The following is a 14,047-nucleotide window of genomic DNA, read 5'->3' as shown; positions in this document are numbered from 1 at the left end:
GGGGGGAGGCTGAGCCGTTGTCGGGCCATGCGGATTCCACAGGAGCGACAAGGGATGACGCCTGACGAAACGGGAACAGCCGCGCTGCTCAAGTCGCGGATGGAGTATCTGGAGATGCTGGGCGCCGAGCTGGCCGGGCGCGGGTTCCGCGTGCGGATCACGCTGCCCCGGGACCAGGCGCCGAGCCTGCACGTCACCAATCCGGACGCGTCGGCCCTCTCGGAGAACATTCTCGCGGAGGAAGGGCCGGACGGCTGGTGGTTCTGGTGGTCGTGGGCGGAGCGCATCGCGCCCGCGGCCGACGTGACCGTCGCGGCCGAACGGGTCGCGCTGGTGCTCGCCGTCCAGTGAACGACGTGGTCATGCAGCGACGCTCCGGTCCGTCCCGGGACGGGAGCTGCATGATCACGGTCGCCGAACGTCCCCGCTGACCCCCCGCCCCGGCCGCCGTCCGGATCCGGCAATCGTTGGCTTCGCGAACATATGCGAGGTCTCCCACCCATCGCCCCACCCGGCCCGGTCATGCCCGCACGCGACGTACTGTGACGGGCGTACGACCTCTTCGCCCAGGTGACGGGCCTGTTACTGGATTGTTACTGCCGACAACAAATTGGTCGGTTCGACCTCTGGCAATCCGCCGACGGGCGACATAAGTTGCCGGGTACAACATTCGGTCGCTGTGATCTCGATCACCGGCCGGTCCCACCCCTCCGGCCTTCGCGGCCGCCCCCAGAAAGGACCCGGGATCATGCGCAAGGGGATCCTCGGTTTCGCGGCCGTCTCCGTGGCCGCCGCCCTCTCGCTCACCGCGTGCGGCGACGACAAGGGCTCCGGCTCCGGATCGGACGCCGCTGCCAAGGGCAAGATCGGCGTGATCCTGCCCGACACCAAGTCGTCCGTCCGCTACGAGAGCTTCGACCGCCCGCTGCTGGAGAAGGCGTTCAAGGCCGCCGGCGTCAAGTACGACATCCAGAACGCCGAAGGCTCGACGCAGCGCTTCCAGACGATCGCCGACCAGATGATCACCAGTGGCGTGACCGTCCTGCTCGTGGACGGCCTGGACTCCAACTCCGCCGCCGCCGTCGAGCGCAAGGCGCAGTCGCAGGGCGTCAAGACGATCGACTACGACCGGCTCACCCTCGGCGGCGTCGCCGACTACTACGTCTCGTTCGACAGCGTGAAGGTCGGCGAGGAACTCGCCAAGGGCCTCCAGAAGTGCCTCGGCGACAAGAAGGCCAACATCGCCTACCTCAACGGCGCGGCCACCGACAACAACGCGACGCTGTTCGCCCAGGGCGCCCACAACATCCTGGACAAGGTGCCGAACTACACCAAGGTCGCCGAGCAGGCCGTCCCCGACTGGGACAACCAGAAGGCCGCGACGATCTTCGAGCAGATCTTCACCCAGCAGGGCGGCAAGATCGACGGCGTGCTGGCCGCCAACGACGGCCTCGGCAACTCGGCCATCTCGATCCTGAAGAAGAACGGCGAGGCCGGCAAGGTCCCGGTGACCGGCCAGGACGCGAGCCTCCAGGGCCTGCAGAACATCCTCGACGGCACGCAGTGCATGACCGTCTACAAGCCCGTCAACCAGGAGGCCGACGCCGCCGCCAAGCTGGCGCTGTCGCTGCTGAAGGGCGAGAAGGCCGCGACCAACAGCACGATCAACGACCCGCAGGGCAAGCGCGACGTCCCGTCGGTGTTCATCCCCGTGATCCCCACCTTCAAGGACGGGGTCAAGAAGGTCGTGGACGACGGCTTCGTCAACAAGGCCGACCTGTGCAAGGGCGCCTACGCCAAGAAGTGCGCCGACGCCGGGATCCAGTGACCCCACCCCCGCGCCGGTGAGCGCGCCCGCCCGCGCTCACCGGTGACGACCCCCGCCCGGCCTCGCGGCGGACCCCTCCGCCGAGGGGTCCGCCCGGGGCCACCGGACCGCAAGGAGGATCCGTGGCAGAGAACGGCGAACCCGTCCTGCGCCTGGCCGGAGTGAACAAGAGCTTCGGGCCGGTCCACGTGCTCCACGACGTGGACTTCACGCTGCGCCAGGGCGAGGTGATGGCCCTCGTCGGCGACAACGGCGCGGGCAAGTCCACCCTGATCAAGTGCATCGCGGGCATTCACCCGATCGACGGCGGCACCGTCGAGTTCGACGGCCGCCCGGTCCGGATCGACAGCCCGCGCGACGCCGCCGACCTCGGCATCGAGGTGGTTTACCAGGACCTCGCGCTGGCCGACAATCTCGACATCGTCCAGAACATGTTCCTCGGCCGCGAGCGCACGCGGGGCCTGGTCCTCGACGAGGACTCGATGGAGCAGGCCGCGCGCGAGACGCTCGCGCGCCTGTCGGTCCGGACCGTGAAGTCGGTCCGGCAGCAGGTCGCGAGCCTGTCGGGCGGGCAGCGGCAGACCGTCGCCATCGCCAAGGCCGCCCTGTGGGACTCCAAGGTCGTCATCCTGGACGAGCCCACCGCCGCGCTCGGCGTCGCGCAGACCCGGCAGGTCCTCGACCTCGTCCGGCGGCTCGCCGACACCGGCCACGCCGTCGCGCTCATCTCGCACAACATGATCGACGTGTTCGAGGTGGCCGACCGGATCACCGCGCTCTACCTCGGCCGCGTCGCGGCGGAGGTGCGGCGCGAGGACGTCACGACCGGGCAGGTCGTGGAGCTGATCACCGCGGGTCGGTCGGGCGACATCGGACTCGCCCCGGCCACCGCCGCAGAGACCATCTGATGGGGGACGCGATGTCCACTGACCTCCCTGCGAGCAAGGGGCCCGGCGTGAAGCTCGCCGACTCCGACTTCGCGGCCGACCACCGCACGGCCGACGTGCGGTCCGCCGTCGGCGACTACTGGCTGCGGGTGCGCTCCGGCGACCTCGGCGCCATCCCGGCCATCCTCGGCCTCGCCGGGCTGATCGTCCTGTTCACCGCGCTGCGGCCCGACACGTTCCTCAGCAAGGGCAACATCGCGAACCTGTCCACGCAGGCGCTGCCGGTGACGATCCTCGCGATGGGCCTGGTCTTCGTCCTGCTGCTCGGCGAGATCGACCTGTCGGCGGGCGTCGCGAGCGGCGTGTGCGCGGCCGTGATGGCCAAGCTCATCGTGGACTCCGGGCAGCCCTGGTACGTCGCGGTGATCGCGGCCATCGCCATCGGCATCGTCATCGGGACGGTGCTCGGCTGGCTGATCGCGGTGGTGCGGATTCCATCGTTCGTCGTCAGCCTCGCGTTCTTCCTCGGCCTCCAGGGCATCACGCTGCGGCTGATCGGCGAGGGCGGCACGGTGCCCGTCCACGACGACGTGATCGTCGCGCTCGCCAACAAGAACATGCCGCTCTGGCTCGGCTGGACGGCGGCCGTCGTGTGCGCCGTCGGCTACGCCGCGACGCAGCTCCGGCGCTGGCAGCGGCAGCGGTCGCGCGGCCTGGCGGCCAGCCCGGTCGAACTGGTCGCGGCGCGGGTCGCGGTGGTCGCAGTCGTGCTGCTGGCCGGGACGTACCTGCTCAGCCTGGACCGCGCGCCGAGCCCGCTCGTCACGCTGGCCGGGGTGCCGTGGGGCGTGCCGCTCGTGGCCGTCCTGCTGATCATCTGCACGTTCGTGCTCGGCCGGACGTCGTTCGGGCGCCACATCTACGCAGTCGGCGGCAACGCCGAGGCCGCCCGCCGCGCGGGCATCAACGTGACCCGGATCAAGATCTCGGTGTTCATGATCTCCTCGGCGCTCGCGGCGGTCAGCGGCATCGTCGCGGCGTCCCGGCTGAACTCGGTCGCCACCGACTCCGGCGGCGGGAACACGCTGCTCTACGCGGTCGGCGCGGCCGTCATCGGCGGGACGAGCCTGTTCGGCGGACGCGGCCGGGCCCGCGACGCCGTCCTCGGCGGCCTCGTCATCGCGATCATCGACAACGGGCTCGGGCTGCTCGGGACGAAGGCCTACCTCAACTTCCTCATCACGGGAGTCGTCCTGCTGCTCGCGGCCAGCATCGACGCCACCGCGCGCCGGCGCCGCTCGTCCACGGGACGGTGACGCGGGCCGCCAGGTTCGGGGACGGATCAGCCCGATCCGTCCCCGAACCGCCCGATGCTAGGCTCACCGGCCAGGATCGTGCGGCACGGTGGGAGCCCCTCGGAATGTCACACGCAACGGCGGTGCGACCCGTCCTGGACCTGCGCGGCATCGACAAGAGCTTCGGGCCGGTGCGGGTGCTGCACGACGTCGCGCTCACCGCCTACCCGGGCGAGGTCACCGCGCTCGTCGGCGACAACGGCGCGGGCAAGACCACGCTCGTCAAGGGGATCGGCGGCGTCCACGGGTTCGACGCGGGGGAGTACCGGTTCAACGGCGAGCCCGTCCGGCCGCGCAGCCCCCGCGACGCCGCCGCGCTCGGGATCGAGGTCGTCCACCAGGACCTCGCGCTCTGCGAGAACCTCGACGTCGTCGAGAACATGTTCCTCGGCCGGGAGCGCAGCAACGGCCTCGCGCTGGACGAGACGGCGATGGAGGAGGCCGCGCGGCGGACGCTCGCGAGCCTGTCGGTCCGGACGGTCGGGTCGGTGCGCCGCCGGGTGTCGGAGCTGTCGGGCGGGCAGCGGCAGACCGTCGCGATCGCCCGCGCGGTGCTGTGGGACAGCCGCCTCGTCGTGCTGGACGAGCCCGCCGCCGCGCTCGGCGTCGCGCAGACGCAGCAGGTGCTGGAACTCGTCCGGCGGCTCGCCGACAAGGGCCTCGCGGTCGTGCTCGTCTCGCACAACATGAACGACGTGTTCGCCGTCTCCGACCGGATCGTCGCGCTGTACCTCGGCCGGACGGCCGCGCAGGTCCGCACCGCCGACGTCACGCACCGGCAGGTCGTCGAGCTGATCACCTCCGGGCGCACCGGGGACCTCGGGCTGCCGGCATGAAGGCCGGGCCGTCGCCGGAGGAGATCCGCCGGCACAACCTCGGGACGCTGCTGCGGTTCGTCCACCTGCGCGGGCCCGCGTCGCGCGCCGTCCTCGCCGAGTCGCTGGGTCTGAACCGCAGCACGATCATGGCGCTGACGGCCGACCTGACGGCCGCCGGGCTGGTGCGCGAGGAGCTGCCGCGCCGACCCGGGCGCCGCGCCGGACGCCCGTCGCTCGTCGTGCGGCCCGAGTCCACCCGCGTGTACGTGCTGGCCTTCGACATCGGCGTGGACCGGCTGTCGGTCGCGCGCGTCGGGCTCGGCGGGACGGTCCTGGACCGCCGCAGCGCCGACCTCCCGCGCGGCCCCGTCGACCCCGCCGAGCTGGTGACCGCGCTCGCCGGGGCGGCCCGGACGCTCGTCCGCAAGGCGGGCCGGGACGCGGTGTGCGTCGGCGCCGGGGTCGCGTTCCCCGGCATCGTCCGCCGGTCCGACGACCGGGTCGTGTTCGGCCCCAACATCAAGCTGTACGACGTCGCGCTCGGCGAGATGCTCGCCCGCCGCCTCGCGCTCGGCGTGCCCGTGACGGTCGGCAACGACGCCGACCTCGGCGCGCTCGCCGAGCAGCTCCGCGGCGCGGGCGTCGGCTGCGAGAACATCGTCTACCTGCACGGCGACGTCGGCATCGGCGGCGGGATCATCGTCGGCGGGCGGCTGCTCGGCGGCGAGGAGGGCTTCGGCGGCGAGATCGGCCACATGATCGTCAACCCGGGCGGCCGGGCGTGCGCGTGCGGTTCGCGCGGCTGCCTGGACAGCGAGGTGGGGGAGCGGACGCTCCTGGACTACGCGGGCCGGGTGCAGCCCGACGGCCAGTCGGGGCGCGACGCCGTCCGCGCGGTCGTGGACGCCGCCGACCGGGGCGACGTCACCGCCCGCGAGGCCCTGCACCGCGTCGGGACGTGGCTGGGCTTCGCGGTCGCCAACCTCGTCAACGTGTTCAACCCCGGCATGGTGATCTTCGGCGGGACGCTGCGGGACGTCTACCTCGGCTCGGCCGCCCAGGTCCGCAGCATGGTCGCGACGGGCGCGCTGGCCGCCCCGCGCGACCGCGTGAAGCTGCGCACCGCCGAACTCGGCGACGACGCGACGCTCACCGGCGCGGCCGAGTTCGCGTTCGCCGACGTGCTCGCCGACCCGCTCCAGGTCCTCGCGCGGCTGCGGGAGCCCGAGGAGACGGCGCCCGTCCCCTGAGTCAGCCGGCGAACCCGCCGTAGCCGCCCCGGTAGAAGATCAGCGGGGTGCCGTCGTGGTGCCGGTCCAGCTCCAGGACGCGCGCGACGACGATCACGTGGTCGCCCGCGACGTGCTCCTGCTCCACCGCGCACTCGATCCAGGCGATGGCGCCGTCGATGACCGGGCTGCCGCCGGGGGCGCCGTCCCAGGTCAGCCCGTCGAACTTGTCGGCGCCGCGCGCGGCGAGCTGGCGGCAGACGTGCTCCTGCCGGTCGCTCAGGATGTTGACGCAGACCGTCGGCGCCGCGCGCAGCTTCGGCCACGTCGAGCTGGTGTGCGCGACGCAGAACGCGACGAGCGGCGGGTCCAGCGACACCGAGGTGAACGCGTTGGCGGCCAGCCCGGTCGGACGGTCCGTCGCGGGGTCCACGCCGGTGATCGCGACCACGCCGGTCGCGAACCGGCCGAGGATCGCCCGGAACCGCGCCTGGTCGATCGCGGTCACCGAGGCCTCCGTCCGGTCGCCGCGGCCGGGCGCGTCGCTCGCCGTCGCCGCCGTCCCGCCGTCGGCCATGTCGCTGCCCTCTTTCCCTCGTCGGCCCGTGCCCGGACGTGCGGGCGGTCCGTCGCCGGTGTCCGTCGTGACCATTGAAGCTTGACCATCTAAACCGGTCTTTCACCGGGTTCCTTACCGGTATGCCGGAATATGGGACCAAAGTCGCGGTCCGTCCTCGGTCCAACGGCCGAGGCGGGTCAAGGACGACGGACGTCCGCCGAGGTCGCGACGGGTACGCAGAGGTGCGCGCGGCCGAGGTCGGCGAGCGCCGCGCACAACGCCTGGGCGGCGCGTCCGGACACGGCCCGCACCCGCGCGGGCACGCGCGGCCCTTCGTGCAGGACGAACCACGCCGCCCACCCGATCGCGACGATCGCCCAGTAGGACGCGACCCGGTAGACGGCGACGGCCGCGGCGGCGGGCGCCAGCGTCGCCCCGAGCGCCACCAGCGACGCCGCCATGCTGCTCTCGATCGCGCCGAGCCCGCCCGGCAGGATCGGCAGGACGCTGCCCGCCGCCTGCGCCGCGAAGTAGACGATCGTCGCGGCCTCCGGCGTCACCGGGACGTCCACCGCGCGGGCCGCCGCGTACAGCGCGAGGATGTCGAACGCCCAGTTCAGGAGCGCGAGGACGAGCAATGCGCCCCAGTCGTAGCGGGTGGGCCGCAGCATCTGGAACCCGTCGCGCAGCCGGGCCGCCCAGGGCGCGACGCGGCGGTGGGACGTCGCGGCGCGCCAGACCCGTCCGGCGAGCGCGGCGAGCAGCGCGCGCGACCGGGGCCGCCACAGCGCGAGCCCCACGCCGGCCGCGCCCGCGCCGATCCCGGCCAGGCCCATGAGGGCGAACGCGCGGGCGTGCGGCTCGGCGACCAGCGCGGCCAGGCCGATGAGCGTGTAGGCGGACGTGGTGACGATCCCGCCGAGGATGATGACGGCGGTGGCCAGCCGCGCGGGCGCCCCGCCCCGCCGGAACTGGTGGAACGTGTAGACGACGCTGACCGCCGGTCCCGCCGGGAGCGTCGTCGACAGCGCGTTGCCCGCGTAGGTGATGGCCGCCGCGCGGCGCAGCGAGATCCGCAGGCCGCCGATCCGCAGCATCCGCCGCTGGAGCCGGGCGAACATCCCCATCGACGCGAGCGACGCGGCGACCACGACGAGCAGCCAGCCGGGCCGGGCGCGGGTCGCGGCCGTCCAGGTCGCGCCGACGTCGGGCAGCTCCTCGTAGACGAACGGCAGCGCGGCGATCAGGCCCGCGATCATCGTCCAGTGCAGGACGCGCGTGAACCGCGACGTCCGGCGCCGGGCCACGGGAGCGTCGGTCAAAGGCGGGGTGGCCGTCAGTGTCGTTTCGGTCATGGTCCGGTCACCTCGCAAGCTCGCCCGACGACGGCAACCCCTGTCGGTATCTGGTCATTCCCGTTCGGCGGTCAAGAAACCGTCACGTTCGGGGCGGCCGGGACGTGCTGTAGCTCACGTTGTCAGCGGGCTGACAGAGGCGGCCCGGATCTCGCGCGTCCGGCACAGGGCCGGTCCCGGGGCCGGTGCGTAGCGTGGGCGGCCCCGTCCCCTCGATCGGAGTCGCCGCCATGCCGACGCTCAGCCGCGACCGCGGCCTCACGCGCGCCGACCACGAGCGCATCGCCGCGGAGCTGGACGCGCTGCGCCGCGAGGTGACCGCGTCGCTCGGCGCCCGGGACGCCGCCTACATCCGGCGGCTCATCGCCGTCCAGCGCGGCCTGGACGCGGCGGGCCGCGTGCTCCTGCTCGCCGGACGCCGCCGTCCGCTGTGGATCGCCGGGACGGCCGCACTGACGGTCGCCAAGATCCTGGAGAACATGGAGATCGGGCACAACGTCATGCACGGCCAGTGGGACTGGATGCGCGACCCGAAGATCCACTCCACGACGTGGGAGTGGGACGCGGTGTGCCCGTCGTCGCAGTGGAAGCACTCGCACAACGTCGTCCACCACACCTACACCAACGTGCTCGGCAAGGACCGCGACGTCGGTTACACGATCCTGCGCGTCACGCCCGAGCAGGAATGGCACCCGGCCCATCTCGCGCAGCCGCTCTACAACGTCCTGCTGGCGCTGACGTACGAGTACGGGATCGCCGTCTACGACCTCGACCCCGACGCCGTCGAGGCGGGGGAGAAATCGCCGGAGGAGTTCGACCGCCAGGTCCACGAGATCAAGCGCAAGCTCGGCCGCCAGGCCGCCAAGGACTACCTGGTGTTCCCGCTGCTGGCGGGCCGGGGGTTCGTGCCCGCGCTGCTCGGGACGCTCACCGCGAACGTCCTGCGCAACGTCTGGGCGCACACGATCATCTTCTGCGGGCACTTCCCGGGCGACGTCGCGGTGTTCCCCGAGGAGCGGCTGGCGGACGAGACCAAGGGCGAGTGGTACGTCCGGCAGCTCACCGGCTCGTCCAACATCGAGGGCGGACGGCTGTTCCACATCCTCAACGGCAACCTCGGCTACCAGATCGAGCACCACCTCTTCCCGGACATGCCGAGCAACCGGCTCGCCGAGATCGCGCCGCGCGTGCGGGCGCTGTGCGGCAAGTACGACCTCCCGTACAACACCGGACGGCTGTCCCGGCAGGTCGCGAGCACCTGGGCGAAGATCATCCGGCTGTCGGCGCCGCCGCCGGGCGCGTGGCGGGCCCGGCGCGGAAAATAAGGGGAGACGCCGGGGGCGCCCGGGTTACCATCCGGGCGTGGCGATCGAAGCGGTGATCTTTGACTGGGGCGGCACGCTCACCCCGTGGCACGACGTCGACGTGGGGGCCCTGTGGCACGGCGTCTGCGCGTCCTCCGGCATCTCGGCCGAGCGGCTGGCGGAGGTCGCGGCGCGGCTGCACGCCGCCGAGGACGAGGTCTGGCGGCGCGCCCAGTCCGAGCACCGCAGCGGCACGCTGGACGAGGTGTTCGCGCTCGCCGGCGTCGAGCCGACCGAGGCCCTGCTCGCCGCCGACTACGACGCCTGGACGCCGCACACCTTCATCGACCCGGCCGCCCCGCCGCTGCTGCGCGCCCTGCGCGAGCGCGGCATCCGCGTCGGCATCCTGTCCAACACGCTCCGGTCCCGCGACTGGCACGAGCGGGTCTTCGAGCGCGACGGCGTCCTGTCGCTGATCGACGGAGCCGTCTACAGCAGCGAGATCCCCTACACCAAGCCGCACCGCGAGGCGTTCCAGGCCGCGCTGGACGCGGTCGGCGGGCCCGACCCGGCGGCGTGCGTGTTCGTCGGCGACCGCCCGTACGAGGACGTCCACGGCTCCCAGCAGCTCGGCATGCGCGGGGTGCTCGTCCCGCACAGCAGCGTCCCCGCCTGGGACTGCACGCCGGACGCGGTCATCGCCGAGCTGGGCGAGCTGCTCGGCCACATCGACCGCTGGTCGGCCTGACCCGCGTCAGGCCGTCACGTCCGGGCCGTCCGCGCGCGGCCGGCCCGCGACCCGCATCAGCTCCTCGACCTTCGCCGCGACCCGCGCCAGGTCCGCCCGCGCCACCGACGCGGCGGCCCGCGCGGCGAGCGCCTGGCGCCGCGCCTCGTCCCGTTCCGACCGGAGCCGGGCGATCTGCGCCTGGTAGGCGTCGCGCAGTTCGTCGAGCGCGCGTGCCTCTCCCATCACCATGCCGTGGTCCCTCCCCCGAAGTCCCTTCCTCCGACATTAACTCGCGGTGGGGACCGCGCGGTTCCCGGCCCGCCGCGCGGGACGCAGGCTTTGCGGGCGGCGGATCGGCGGGACGGCGCGCGGCACGGGCTCGTCCCTTTTTCCGAGAAATGCGACCGAAAGGCCCGGCCGACGGCGAAGCGCCGCGTCCGGAAACGCGGCGCATCGTCATTCCGTAATTTCGGTCAGAGGCAGAAGAGGCAATGGACGACCGCTTCTTCCGACTTTTTGGCCGCGTGCGTCGCGATGGCCTGGAGGGCGTCGGTGAGCGTGACCGGGGTGCCCAGTTCGATCACGGCCACGATTTCCCGGGACTCGGCGTGGACGATACCGCTCTTGAACGCCTTTTTCGGGTCCGCCGTCAGCTCCAGCTCGGGCTGCTGCTTGTTCGGCCCGTTCCACAGGGCGCGCTGCGGGTTCCGCTCCAGGACGGCGCTCGCGTCCGCGTGGGTCGGGTCCGTCAGCGCGCTCTGGAGCTTGAACGCCTCGGCCGAGTCCATCCCCACGCCGAACTTCTGGTAGAACCGGACGCTGACGCCCTGCGGAATCGTCGTCTTCTTGTCCCACTTCGGCTCGCCGTGCGAAGAAATGATGTAGGTCCCCATGCTGGTCTCCCGTCCTCGGCGACCGGCGACACGGCTCCCTGCGCGCGCCCGGTCGTCTGCGAGTATCCCCGCGCCCCTGTGCCCCGGCAATATGCCCGGAGGCTTTTTTCGTGAAAAAGGACGGACGATCTTTCTTCGGGTGCCGTCGTAACACCGTGCGAATAGCGCGTCAATGGCCGGAAAAGGCCGCGCGGTCAGGCGTCGGGCTCGCCGCCCGGCTGCGGCCGCGGCGCGAGCGACGCGGGCGGCAGCCCCGGGAACGCCCCCGTGGGCGGCGCCGTCGTGCCCGCGACCCGACGCCAGCGCACCGCGCGCCGCACCGCCTCCTGCATGGCGCCCGCCCCGAACGTCCGCACGGAGGCGTCGGCGGCGCCCGCCAGGCCCGCGTACCCGGCGACCACGCCGTCCTCCAGCAGCGCCGCGAGCCGCGCCGCCGACGTCGCCGACGTGGGTTTCGCGGGGAGCGCGTAGGCCGGGGCGGCGGCGGGCACCCGCGCCCCGAGCGCCGTGAGCCGCGCCGTCAGGGCGTCCCGCGCCGCGCGGTGGGCGTTCCACGCCGCGACCGCCGTGCCGCGCGCGGGACCGCTCAGCCGCGCGCCGAGCACGCCGTAGCCGTAGACCGCCGCGTGCTCGGCCTCCAGCGCCGCGCCCAGCTCGTCCGCGAGGCTCACGCCGGGCTCCCGAGCACGGCCGCGTGGCCCGCCTCGCACGCGCCGATCGACGCCAGCACCTGCGCCAGGCCCGGATCGGCCCGCGCCACCTCGGCCAGCCGGTCCCGCGCGGCCCGCGCCTCCGCCGCGCGCAGCTCCGCCAGCACCCGCGACCGTCCGGACGGCACGGTCGCCGGGGACGGCGACGGCACGGCCCCGCCCTCGCCCGCCCGGCTCCCCGAGCCCGGCACGTACAGCTTCCGGAGCGCCGCGAGATGGGCGCGGTGATGGTCGAGCACCGGGTCCAGGCGCGCGGCGGGCAGCGCGCCCGCCGTCCGCGCCGCCTCGTACAGCGCCACGAGGTCCTGCTCGGCCGCGATCGCGCCGACGAGCACCGTCACCTCCGCCCGGACCGCCGCCGGACGCTCGGGCTCGCGCGGCGCGCAGGCCGCCAGCGGCAGCGCCAGCCCGGCGCCGAGCACCGCGCGGCGGGCCACCGGGACACTCGCGTGCGGCACGGTTTCCCCTCGTCGGGCGGGTACGGGAGCGGCCCGGGGCGCTGCGCCGCCCGGACCGTCCCCAGCATTCCACACCCGCCGCGCCGGGGACGCGCCCGAAAGACCGACGGGGTCTCGGCGGGTCGATAGTCTTGACGGGCCGGTCACGACCGGCCCAGTGACACAAGTGAACGCCCGACGGACTTGAGGAGGTCCCATGAGCGCCCCTTCCGGCGACGACCGCGCTCAGCGGGGCCGCGGCGGAGGCCGTCCCACCCGGGACGAGGCCGCCGCCGAGATCACCCGCCTGCTGGAGCCCGCGGTCACGGCCGCGGGCTTCGATCTGGAGGAGGTGGACGTCCGGCCCGCCGGGCGCCGCCGGCTGGTCCGCGTCGTCGTGGACGCCGACGGCGGCGTCGCGCTCGACGACGTCGCCGAGCTCAGCCGCACCGCCTCCGAAGCGCTCGACGCGTCCGGCGTCATGGGCGCCTCCGCGTACGTGCTGGAGGTGACCTCGCCCGGCGTGGACCGTCCCCTCACCGAGCCCCGGCACTGGCGCCGCGCGGCCGGGCGCCTCGTCGTCGCGCCGCTCACCGACGGCGGCCAGGTCGAGGGGCGGGTGGTGAGCGCCGACGACGCGTCGGTCGTCCTCGACGTCGTCCCCGCCCGCAAGGGCGCCGCCCCCGCCCGCCGTGAGTTCGCCTACGCGGCGCTCGGCCGGGGCCGGGTCCAGGTGGAGTTCCGCCGCACGGACGAACCGGACGAGCCGGACGACCCCGCGGGCGAGGCCGCCGCAACGCGTTCTCCGGCCGAGCCGGACTAGAGGGGGAATCTCGTGGACATCGACATGACCGCCCTGCGGAGCCTGGAGAGCGAGAAGGACATCTCGCTCGAGGTGGCCGTCAAGGCGATCGAGGACGCCCTGCTGATCGCCTACCACCGCACCGAGGGCGCCGCCCCGCGCGCCCGCGTCGCGCTGGACCGGGCGACCGGGCACGTCACCGTGTGGGCGACGGAGCAGGACGACGAAGGCCAGGCCGTCCGGGAGTACGACGACACGCCGACCGGCTTCGGGCGCATCGCGGCGACGACGGCCAAGCAGGTCATCCTGCAGCGGCTGCGCGACGCCGAGGACGAGCTGACGTTCGGCGAGTACGCGGGCCGGGAGGGCGACATCGTCTCCGGCGTCATCCAGCAGGGCAAGGACCCGCGCAACGTGCTGGTCGACCTCGGCCGCATCGAGGCGATCCTCCAGCCGCAGGAGCAGGTGCCCGGCGAGCGGTACGAGCACGGCGAGCGGCTGCGCGCCTACGTCGTGCAGGTCCGCAAGGGCCACCGCGGGCCGTCCGTGCAGCTCTCGCGGACGCACCCGAACCTGGTGCGCAAGCTGTTCGCGCTGGAGGTGCCCGAGATCGCCGACGGGACGGTCGAGATCTCGGCCATCGCCCGCGAGGCCGGCCACCGCACCAAGATCGCGGTCCGGTCCCGCAAGGCGGGCGTGAACGCCAAGGGGGCCTGCATCGGCCCGCTCGGCAGCCGCGTCCGCAACGTGATGGCCGAACTGCACGGTGAGAAGATCGACATCGTGGACTGGTCGGACGACCCGGCGGAGCTGGTCGGCAACGCGCTGTCGCCCGCCCGCGTGTCGGCCGTGCAGGTCGTGGACGCGGACGCGCGGGTCGCCCGCGTGATCGTGCCGGACTACCAGCTCTCCCTGGCCATCGGCAAGGAGGGCCAGAACGCCCGGCTCGCCGCCCGGCTCACCGGCTGGCGGATCGACATCCGCGCCGACACCGAGGCGCCGGACGACGGCGGGACGGCATCCGACACGCCCGACACATCCGGCGCATCCGACACGGGCGTCGAACCAGGCGAAACGCGATCAACGACATCGGGAGACCATGCGACAGGTCCCGCCGACGCCTCGGCGCGGTAGACTCGA

At 73.4% G+C, this 14,047-nt stretch carries 16 protein-coding genes; 10 read left to right on the top strand and 6 right to left on the bottom strand.

What is annotated here, in order from left to right:
• Positions 1-54: 54 nt before the first annotated feature.
• From BTM25_RS15355 to BTM25_RS15330, 6 genes are all read left to right on the top strand, one after another.
• A complete protein-coding gene (locus BTM25_RS15355) occupies positions 55-351 on the top strand; it encodes a hypothetical protein (protein ID WP_235828429.1) in 297 nt (98 codons plus the stop codon).
• 397 nt (positions 352-748) lie between these two features.
• Positions 749-1,828, top strand: a complete 1,080-nt coding sequence (locus BTM25_RS15350) for a sugar ABC transporter substrate-binding protein (protein WP_103563586.1) — start codon at positions 749-751, stop codon at positions 1,826-1,828.
• Between the two features lie 122 nt (positions 1,829-1,950).
• Entirely contained in the window at positions 1,951-2,736 is a 786-nt protein-coding gene (locus BTM25_RS15345; RefSeq protein ID WP_103563585.1) for an ATP-binding cassette domain-containing protein, read from the top strand.
• A gap of 11 nt (positions 2,737-2,747) precedes the next feature.
• Positions 2,748-4,031 (top strand): sugar ABC transporter permease, encoded by a 1,284-nt coding sequence (locus BTM25_RS15340; RefSeq protein WP_235828428.1) that lies wholly within the window; start codon positions 2,748-2,750, stop codon positions 4,029-4,031.
• A 104-nt stretch (positions 4,032-4,135) separates the two neighbouring features.
• A complete protein-coding gene (locus BTM25_RS15335) occupies positions 4,136-4,906 on the top strand; it encodes an ATP-binding cassette domain-containing protein (RefSeq protein WP_103563583.1) in 771 nt (256 codons plus the stop codon).
• Positions 4,903-6,138, top strand: a complete 1,236-nt coding sequence (locus BTM25_RS15330) for an ROK family transcriptional regulator (protein ID WP_103563582.1) — start codon at positions 4,903-4,905, stop codon at positions 6,136-6,138. Before BTM25_RS15335 ends, BTM25_RS15330 begins: the two co-directional genes overlap by 4 nt.
• 1 nt (position 6,139) lies before the next feature.
• Here the strand turns inward: BTM25_RS15330 and BTM25_RS15325 are convergent, their stop codons facing one another.
• Positions 6,140-6,769, bottom strand: coding sequence for a flavin reductase family protein (locus BTM25_RS15325; protein WP_235828427.1), 630 nt, complete (start codon positions 6,767-6,769; stop codon positions 6,140-6,142).
• A gap of 104 nt (positions 6,770-6,873) precedes the next feature.
• Positions 6,874-8,031, bottom strand: a complete 1,158-nt coding sequence (locus tag BTM25_RS15320; protein ID WP_103563580.1) for a lysylphosphatidylglycerol synthase transmembrane domain-containing protein — start codon at positions 8,029-8,031, stop codon at positions 6,874-6,876.
• A 230-nt stretch (positions 8,032-8,261) separates the two neighbouring features.
• Here BTM25_RS15320 and BTM25_RS15315 point away from each other — a divergent pair, with 230 nt between their 5' ends.
• Together BTM25_RS15315 and BTM25_RS15310 are read left to right on the top strand one after the other, a co-directional pair.
• Entirely contained in the window at positions 8,262-9,356 is a 1,095-nt protein-coding gene (locus BTM25_RS15315) for a fatty acid desaturase family protein (RefSeq protein WP_103563579.1), read from the top strand.
• A gap of 37 nt (positions 9,357-9,393) precedes the next feature.
• Positions 9,394-10,083 (top strand): HAD family hydrolase, encoded by a 690-nt coding sequence (locus BTM25_RS15310; protein ID WP_103563578.1) that lies wholly within the window; start codon positions 9,394-9,396, stop codon positions 10,081-10,083.
• Positions 10,084-10,089: 6 nt separating this feature from the next.
• Here the strand turns inward: BTM25_RS15310 and BTM25_RS15305 are convergent, their stop codons facing one another.
• From BTM25_RS15305 to BTM25_RS15290, 4 genes are all read right to left on the bottom strand, one after another.
• Entirely contained in the window at positions 10,090-10,314 is a 225-nt protein-coding gene (locus tag BTM25_RS15305; RefSeq protein WP_103563577.1) for a hypothetical protein, read from the bottom strand.
• A gap of 224 nt (positions 10,315-10,538) precedes the next feature.
• A complete protein-coding gene (locus BTM25_RS15300) occupies positions 10,539-10,958 on the bottom strand; it encodes a putative adhesin (protein ID WP_103563576.1) in 420 nt (139 codons plus the stop codon).
• A 194-nt stretch (positions 10,959-11,152) separates the two neighbouring features.
• The gene (locus tag BTM25_RS15295; RefSeq protein WP_103563575.1) at positions 11,153-11,629 is read right to left on the bottom strand and encodes a DUF4439 domain-containing protein; all 477 of its coding nucleotides are present in this window, start codon (positions 11,627-11,629) and stop codon (positions 11,153-11,155) included.
• Positions 11,626-12,126 carry a hypothetical protein gene (locus BTM25_RS15290; RefSeq protein WP_103563574.1) on the bottom strand — a complete coding sequence of 167 codons (501 nt, stop codon included), beginning with the start codon at positions 12,124-12,126 and terminating at the stop codon, positions 11,626-11,628. Before BTM25_RS15290 ends, BTM25_RS15295 begins: the two co-directional genes overlap by 4 nt.
• A 196-nt stretch (positions 12,127-12,322) precedes the next feature.
• Here BTM25_RS15290 and rimP point away from each other — a divergent pair, with 196 nt between their 5' ends.
• Together rimP and nusA are read left to right on the top strand one after the other, a co-directional pair.
• A complete protein-coding gene (gene rimP / locus BTM25_RS15285) occupies positions 12,323-12,928 on the top strand; it encodes a ribosome maturation factor RimP (protein ID WP_103563573.1) in 606 nt (201 codons plus the stop codon).
• 24 nt (positions 12,929-12,952) lie between these two features.
• On the top strand, positions 12,953-14,041 hold the full coding sequence (gene nusA / locus BTM25_RS15280) for a transcription termination factor NusA (protein WP_205648189.1): 1,089 nt from the start codon (positions 12,953-12,955) through the stop codon (positions 14,039-14,041).
• Positions 14,042-14,047: the final 6 nt, after the last annotated feature.

Source organism: Actinomadura rubteroloni (genome assembly GCF_002911665.1).
GTDB lineage: Bacteria > Actinomycetota > Actinomycetes > Streptosporangiales > Streptosporangiaceae > Spirillospora > Spirillospora rubteroloni.
The sequence above is the reverse complement of the archived record's forward strand: the minus strand, read 5'-3'. Positions and strand labels throughout refer to the sequence as shown.

Bases quoted from the DNA above. Each gene is read 5' to 3' on its own strand.
- BTM25_RS15355 (WP_235828429.1), top strand. From the start codon at position 55: ATGACGCCTGACGAAACGGGAACAGCCGCGCTGCTCAAGTCGCGGATG.
- BTM25_RS15350 (WP_103563586.1), top strand. From the start codon at position 749: ATGCGCAAGGGGATCCTCGGTTTCGCGGCCGTCTCCGTGGCCGCCGCC.
- BTM25_RS15340 (WP_235828428.1), top strand. From the start codon at position 2,748: ATGTCCACTGACCTCCCTGCGAGCAAGGGGCCCGGCGTGAAGCTCGCC.
- BTM25_RS15335 (WP_103563583.1), top strand. From the start codon at position 4,136: ATGTCACACGCAACGGCGGTGCGACCCGTCCTGGACCTGCGCGGCATC.
- BTM25_RS15330 (WP_103563582.1), top strand. From the start codon at position 4,903: ATGAAGGCCGGGCCGTCGCCGGAGGAGATCCGCCGGCACAACCTCGGG.
- BTM25_RS15325 (WP_235828427.1), bottom strand. From the start codon at position 6,769: ATGGTCACGACGGACACCGGCGACGGACCGCCCGCACGTCCGGGCACG.
- BTM25_RS15320 (WP_103563580.1), bottom strand. From the start codon at position 8,031: ATGACCGAAACGACACTGACGGCCACCCCGCCTTTGACCGACGCTCCC.
- BTM25_RS15315 (WP_103563579.1), top strand. From the start codon at position 8,262: ATGCCGACGCTCAGCCGCGACCGCGGCCTCACGCGCGCCGACCACGAG.
- BTM25_RS15305 (WP_103563577.1), bottom strand. From the start codon at position 10,314: ATGGTGATGGGAGAGGCACGCGCGCTCGACGAACTGCGCGACGCCTAC.
- BTM25_RS15300 (WP_103563576.1), bottom strand. From the start codon at position 10,958: ATGGGGACCTACATCATTTCTTCGCACGGCGAGCCGAAGTGGGACAAG.
- rimP (WP_103563573.1), top strand. From the start codon at position 12,323: ATGAGCGCCCCTTCCGGCGACGACCGCGCTCAGCGGGGCCGCGGCGGA.
- nusA (WP_205648189.1), top strand. From the start codon at position 12,953: ATGACCGCCCTGCGGAGCCTGGAGAGCGAGAAGGACATCTCGCTCGAG.